The 7,349-nt window shown below is 56.9% G+C and carries 3 protein-coding genes; all 3 read right to left on the minus strand.

Going from position 1 to position 7,349, the window contains the following annotated elements; translation table 11 throughout:
• The coding region (locus VKV18_RS06280; protein WP_324203363.1) for a hypothetical protein at positions 1-1,206 on the minus strand (1,206 nt) is incomplete at its 3' end.
• A gap of 21 nt (positions 1,207-1,227) precedes the next feature.
• Complete coding sequence (locus tag VKV18_RS06285; RefSeq protein ID WP_324203364.1) at positions 1,228-2,463, minus strand: multicopper oxidase family protein; 1,236 nt, start codon at positions 2,461-2,463, stop codon at positions 1,228-1,230.
• A gap of 1,929 nt (positions 2,464-4,392) precedes the next feature.
• The coding region (locus tag VKV18_RS06290; protein ID WP_324203365.1) for a CRTAC1 family protein at positions 4,393-7,349 on the minus strand (2,957 nt) is incomplete at its 5' end.

The following is a 7,349-nucleotide window of genomic DNA, read 5'->3' on the forward strand; positions in this document are numbered from 1 at the left end:
CTGATGCTGTAGATTCTGAAGGGTTCGGCGAGGGCCGATGTGTTGATTGAAGATGTTTTGGAAATGGAACACAAACCCTATTTCAAACCGGTTTTCATCTTTCGGCTGTCCTACGGCGGAGGCATAAGCGCCTCCTCGATGTTGATAGATATATTGAAGGACAAGGTCGAAGCCCTCTCCGAGGCGTTTTGCACCGGTAAGCGCGAGGGCAAAGGTATTGGCGTCGTGCACGCGGGCATAGTTGCGGAAGCCTGCTGTAAGGGCGACCTCATAGCCCGGCACGCCGTTGAGCGCATAGAGGTAGCGCAACGAGAGCGCCACCGAGTTGGCCGCCGCACGGTAGGTATCGGCAAAGCCGGTGAAACTATGGAGGCCGTTGCTGAAGCTGTAGATATCGAGCAGGCGCAGATCGAAACGATGAATGGGGTTGGGCGCGATGTTGTAGATGATCCCACCATAGAGAACATCGGCCGGCCCGCCTTGGGCGATTCCGATGGTTTGATGTTCATAGCCAAGCCCCCAAAACGGTATCTTGACGATGCTTTCTAAGGCCGGCGGCGCCTCATAGCGAAAGGTAAGACCGTAGGAGTTAATGCCGGTTTGGCCGGTTCCAGGTGCTGCGGTTTGGAGGAGATGTTGCACGTGTAAGTTGAAGAAGTCGCGTAGGTGGCTGTTCCACTCAACGGCGGCCACATTACTGTAGCGCGTTTCATCGGCAATGGCCCCATTGGAGAAAGGGTTGGGCAGGTTCACGAACTCATTAAGGTCATCGCCACGCAGGGTGGGGAAATCGAAAAGATGGGTAGGGGTGTTCGCGCGGCCGATATAGGCCTCGAAAGGTTGCGTTTGATAGTCGAGGTAGAGTTGGCTAAGCAGGAGGCCGGTTTTGCTAACTGCCTCGCTCTCGCCGGTCGTTATGGTGCCAAGCACAAGGCTGCCGATGCCCCCATGATAGAGCCGCTGAGAGATGCCGAGCAGAAGGGACGAGTCGGCGAAATCCAGGTCTGTGGTGCTGCCGGAGCCGGTTGGCGGCGGTGCAGGGCGCGGCGTCTGGTAGTTTAGGGTGGCGATGCCGGTGCCATCAAGCTCGATCTGGGGGGCGATGGAGGGCTTTTCTGGGATGGGGCCTGCCGACCCTTGCGCCCCCGCTTGCCGGCAAGTCAAAGCGAGGGCGATAGCAACAAAAACAGGTGTCCATTTATACATTCGTAGGTTCTCTCCTTTTCCTTAAGAGTTCACGGCCACATAGTCCGGCACATGCACGCCGGCCTCCGCCATGTCTTCGTACATAAGCATTGTCATCATGCCTCCGGGGGCAACTCCGTTATTGGTAGAGGCGAGATCGCTGTGATCGTGGAAGTGCCAACTGCCTGGGTTATTTCCGTGAACGATGATGTCGCAGGTGCCTCCCGGAAACACCGGTATGGTGTTCAATTGAATGGGGGAGGATAGGGGCGCACCGTCACGACAGACCTCCCAGAAATCGTGGCCGTGGAGGTGCATGAAGTGGGGCATAAACCCGGCATTGATGAGGCGCACTCGTATGAACTCGCCGCGCCGGATGCGGAGAGGCTCCGTCATCGGATAGGAGACTCCGTTGATCATGAAAAAGTTGGGCTTGGGCGGCTCTACCGAACCGGCCAGGCTGGGATCGTAGGGGGGTATCCAGCCATCGGCGATGGCTTTGAGAAAGGCCTCTTTGTTAACGAACCAACCCATCATCTTGCCCGACATTTCACGCATCAGTTGTGGCGAGCCGTTCATGGCATCCATCACATGCCCCATCTGTAGCATCGCATTCATCTGCTCACGCACCATGTTGAGGTCAATTTCGCTCAGCACCAGGGTGTAGTCGCGCGTATAGGGGAACAGTTTGCGGACGGGGTCGTCGTCGGACTCCACGATCAGCGCGCCATACATGCCGGCCTGAATGTGCAGTGGGGTCATGTTGTGGCAGTGATAAAAGTGGGTGCCTGCCGGTTGGGCGCGGAATAGGTATTGAAAGGTTTGCCCATAGGCCACAGGGAACTGGGTCTCCATGGGCACGCCGTCCATCTCATTGGCCAGCTGCATCCCGTGCCAGTGGATGGTATGAAAGTCGTGGGTCTTATTGGTAAAGTTCACCTTTACCCACTCGCCCTCTTTCACGCGAATTTCCGGGCCGGGCACGGTGCCGTTATAGGCATAGGCGTGGTATTCAATGCGCGGCAAAATTTCATGCCGGGCAATGACCAATTCGATGTCGTATTCATGGATAACATCGCCGGGTTTTGGCATTTCACGCGGGTTCCAGCGTGGCTCGATACGCATGGGGTCGAACTGCGTAGGCCATCCCTCTGTGGAGGCCATGGAACCGGCTGTGGGTTCGGTTTGCGCTTGTGCACTACCCATGGCCATGGCCGCGCCCACACCGCCAACCAGCGACAAGAAGCGGCGTCGTTCTATCTGTCTGTTGGAAAACATAGTGTCCCTTCCTTTCTTAGTTTGGTAACGAAGCGATTGCGTCTCTCGCAACGATAGTCAGGATGATGCGATCGGATAGATTTTGCAGAATATTTACTGCTATCGAATAGAGAAAGCAGAAATCGAACGAATGTTTAAAAGGCGCAATCTAGCCTAAGAAAGGAGGGGCGCGAACAGCGGGCGGAGTGTTCGGAGCGGAGGGAAGAGAAGGAGCCGAAGAGCGATGGAGGGCGAGGCACTGTGTCGTAGGAGGTGTATGTGGGGTAGAAGCCTTTGGCACAACTCCTGTATATTGGAACGTGTTGTAATGGAGCAGCGAAGGACTTTTGCCATGAGGGGTGCACCCACACCCTAGAAAGAGACAAGCTGGAGCGGACGGTTGGTGGTGCGAGCAGCAACAAGCGGAACGGTGGCCCTGGCAGCAACTAGGATGGGGTGAGTGTGGCAAAACCGCCTTTGAGGGCTGCGGGAGAAGTCCCAAAAGCCCCAACAAAATGCCGAGTACAAGCCATCGAATGCAGTTGTTGCGCAAAAGCGTCACCGTTCTCCCCTGTTGTATAGGCACAATATATCTTACCCTATATACGCCTCAAGAGAGATCAGGCATTCCGTTAAGAGGCCGCTTTGTGTGTGCATGGACGTGCGTCTGCGGCGCACAGCATGATCGGGACATCAATGCGGCAAAAAAATCGTGTGGGGGTGGGGTTACCCTACTCTATTAACGCCTGTGGAGACCGGCTCTGCAACCGATGCCCTTCCCCTAGTGAGAATGAAATGAGAAGACCTCTCAGCTTCGCTTCGAGGTGACATGATCGCCGACGCCCTCGCCCTCCAGGCCCCCCACCCCCCGCCCCTCCCCCCATTGGGGAGAGGGGAGACCAATAAGTTCATTGGCAGTTTTCTATGATAACCTTCCCTTCGGAAACTCAACACAACCGCCCCCTTTCTCCCGAATCGGGGGAAAGGACGGGATAGGGGGCGAGCAAGATAGGCGTGCTCTGCAAACCGACTCTAGAACCGTGAAGGAATTGAAACGCAAGATTTCTCGCCTTCGGCTCGAAATGACAGTTGTTTATCTCGCCTTCGGCTCTGCAAGCCCCCATCCCCCCGCCCCTCCCCCTATCAGGGAGAGGGGCACCTCGCGGTGGGCGTCCTCGCGGACGGCACCTTTGCGACCAGAAAGGTTGTCTTAAACGCCTCTTTCTCTGGCCGCTGCGTTGCCGTGCGCTAGCACCTCCCGAATCGGGGGAAAGGATGGGATAGGGGGCGAACAAGATAGGCTTGCTCTACGGATTGGCTCTAGAAACGCTAGCCTCTGCAGCCCCACCTCCTACCCCTCAGAACTGGTGCGAAGTGAAATTCAAGATTTCTCGCCTTCGGCTCGAAATGACAGTTGTGTGACCGGCTCGAAATGACAGTTGCCTTCGGTTTGGAATGACAGTTGTTGATCTCGTCTGCGGCTCGAAATGACAGGCGTATCGCTGGCTCTGCAGCCGACGCCCTCGCCTGACAGGGGGAGGGGATGGCCGCCTCAGCGGCCTGGGAGATTCCCTTTGATCGTCTCTTTCTCTGGCCGCTGCGTTGCCGTCCGCGAGGACGAAAGGATGGGATAGGGGGCGAGCAAGATAGGCTTGCTCTACGGATTGGCTCTAGAAACGCTAGCCTCTCCAGCCCCACCTCCTACCCCTCAGCACCGGTGGGAATGGAAACTTAAGATTTCTCGCCTTCGGCTCGAAATGACAGTTGCCTTCGGCTTGGAATGACAGTTGTTGATCTCGTCTGCGGCTCGAAATGGCAGGTGCCTTCGGCTCGAGATGACAGTCGCCTATCTCACCGGCTCTTCAAGGCACACGCGCTTTCCCTTAAGTCATGGCGCGTTGAAGCAGGAATCAGACCTGTTCCATTTGGACACGGTTTGCGCAACGGACATCAAGGGCGAATACCTCGCATGAAGGCATAGGGGGCGACCCAGCGGGTTTGATAGGTAAGCCAGTCTTGGCGATGCTTTTGGTAAACAGGGTCGTCTTCGAGAGAGCCGGGCGGTCGGTTGTAGTTGGGGTTGGCATGAGAGGGTAGAGGCAAAACCGTCTTTGAAAAGGCCGTGTTGTAGTTGCCGTCTTTTTCCCATCCATCGCCGATCATGATGAAATCACGAGTCCAGCCGGCTGGGGGAGGCGGCAGTGCGCGGAAGGTTAGCTGCAGTTCGTCGCCGGCATTCATAATCACATATCTATCGTCTATGTGGGTTAGCAGCGGACGAACATCGCCGTAACGGGTGTAGTAGCCGATCAGGTCGCGCCATTTCTCCACCTTGGTGGCGACTTGGTAAGAGACGGGAAGTTCTGGAGAGAAGGCGTCTTTGGCACGAATATCGGAGAAGCCTCGATAGCGCAAAACAGCTGTGTGAACCGGCAACAGCCGAATGTGGAGGGGTGTTTTCGGCAGACCAACAGCCCAACGAATGGCATCCCAATAGATTTCGAGGTTCGTTCTTAGGCGAATCCGTCGGGGAGCACCGGGGCGGAACACCCCATCTAAATTGATCAGGATGGTTTTGAGCTTGCCTTCTGGAAACCCCAAATTCTTACGAACCTCGATCCATCGGCCTTTTGCGTCCGGCACCCAAAGCGAAAGGCTTTGCGGTTTGGGGTAATGGCTGTGACTGATGGCCACGTTGATGGAGCTATCTGTTGGGTGAATCCAGCCTTGGCAGACCAGCCACAGGGGGCCCGGATACGGTGCATTGCTCAGGTCAAGCTCAACCCAATGGTCGCGGGTAACACCCTGGAATCGCCCTAGACCAAATCCACCGAGATAGCGCCCGTCACGTGCAGCAAGAATGGCCGATACATCGTGCCCTTGATCATCTTTTGCCCAGGCTACCGGATGGAGGGGGCCGGTTACGATCAGTTTATGCGGAGGGGGCGGCATGGCAAAGCGCTCGTCCGTCCAGACCTCTGTACCTTTAGGATGGTCTACGACCATGAGGGCCACATAGTCAAAGAAGTGAGTTTCCCAAAGTTCGGCGGTGATGCGTACATCGTAGAGGCCATCTCGTGGCACAAGTTGGTCTCCTCGCATCTTCACCCAGTCGGTGGTTTGCGGGGTACCTGCCGTCTCTTGGGCATCTATGCGCAGGCCCAGCGGCGAGCTCCAGAGAAAGTCGGTAACAAAGGCAAACTCCTTTCCGTTCCACGCCCACAGGAAGGGGCAAGAGCCGGTAAGGCGGTGAGGGGCGGGCACGGAGGCATCGGGTTTGAGGGTATCGAGGAACTCGGCGCTGGAGTCGCCGTTGGGCCAAACCGTGCGCAGAACATCCACGTGAGGGTAGGTGCCCAAGCCAAAGTGAACGACCGGTGCCAGAATAGGCTGCTTTTCATAGAGGAGACCGGCGCGCATCTCCATAGTGCCCCCAATAGCGAAGGAGTTGATGCGCGCGTTTCCGGTGGAGGTGGTATGCGAGCGGAACTCGGTGGGGTCGGGCGCAGGGCGCAGCTCCTGCCAATGGTAGGCTTTAGGCGAATGGGCAAGCAACTCCACCGGTTTTCCTTGGGCATCGGTGCCGACGAGGTCGAGCAGGCCGTTGTTGGTAAGGTCTTCTAAGGTGGTGACGGCATAAGGAAGCGTGAGATAGGGCTTATAGTGCCAGTGTTCATCGCAAAGCCAAATCTGTGTGGTGTGCCCATCGGAGGCCACAATATCCTCGCCGCCGTTATTATCCAAATCGCCCATCAACAGGGTCGCTTTCCCCGGCATCAGATCGTGGGGGGCGTTAGGCCAGGTGGTGAGGGGAGCGCTTTTCCATGAGGTGCTCTCCGCGTCCCAAAAGATGCGCAGAACGGTCCCTGTTGTTGTCAAAGCTAAAAGGTCTATCTCCCCGTTTGGGTTCGCATCGCCCACCGCTAGGGCGGCCAATTTGCCCGTTACGGCCGGCCCTTTTTCCGGTTGAAACAGGCCGGAACGCAGGTTTGCATACAGGTGGAGATGGCCATGTGCGTCCAAGAAGCAGGGGGTGGGGTTGCCGCTATCATCGAGGTCAGCCCAGGCAAAAGCGCGGGCATCGGTTAGCTCGGCAAAGGGATAGAGGGGGGTGAACGTACCGTCCCCGTTGTTGCGCAGCTCTATCGGCTTTCCATGAAGGGGGGCGAGGATGATATCCATGTTGCCATCCGCATCCAGGTCGGCTTGCCATGCGGCTACATAGGGGGTGGTAAGGAGAGTGGCGGGCAGATGTGTTTGAGCGGTGACATCCTGAAAAGTCTGCCGAGGGGTCTGTATGTAGAGACGAAAGCCACCGGCGCCCGCAAGGGCAAAATCCATTCTGGCGTCGTAGTTAACATCGAGAGGAAGAATGCCTTCCGGTGCGGGCGGAACGGCGGCAGAACCACCCGGAAAAGCAAGACGTTGCCCGTTTCCAAGCCAAACGGTTTTGGCATCGGCCACATAGAGCAGGGGGGCGCCGCTGCTATCCAGCCAGGTAGCACCCGCAACAACAGCATGGTTTAGAGGGGCAGGGATAGGTTGGGGGCTATAGGAGAGCTGAAGATCGGGTGGGGCCGGGGTAGAGGGCGGGTTGGGAAGCTTCAAAAAGTGCAAAATCGGCTCGCCTATCTGGTTAGCGCTGCCTGCTAGCGCCAAGCGGCTTTGAAAGTAGGTGCCGGTGAGAGTGAGGCTGTTTTCCAGAAAGCGAGAGAGGAGAGCGGCTTGGCGGATATTGTTGGCCTGAACGGCCGCCTTAAGCTGTTCAAAAAGCGACAAGGCCTCCTTTGGAAAGGTGGTGGTTCTTGCCTGCAGCATGGCGAGCGCCTGCTTAAGGGTGGCAACATCTCCTTGACGTGCGGCCACCTGCAGAAGTTGCAACTGGGCGAAAAGGTTATCGGGGCGTT

Origin of the sequence: Chthonomonas sp., from assembly GCF_035294505.1 — a bacterium.
Classification (GTDB): Bacteria; Armatimonadota; Chthonomonadetes; order Chthonomonadales; family Chthonomonadaceae; genus Chthonomonas.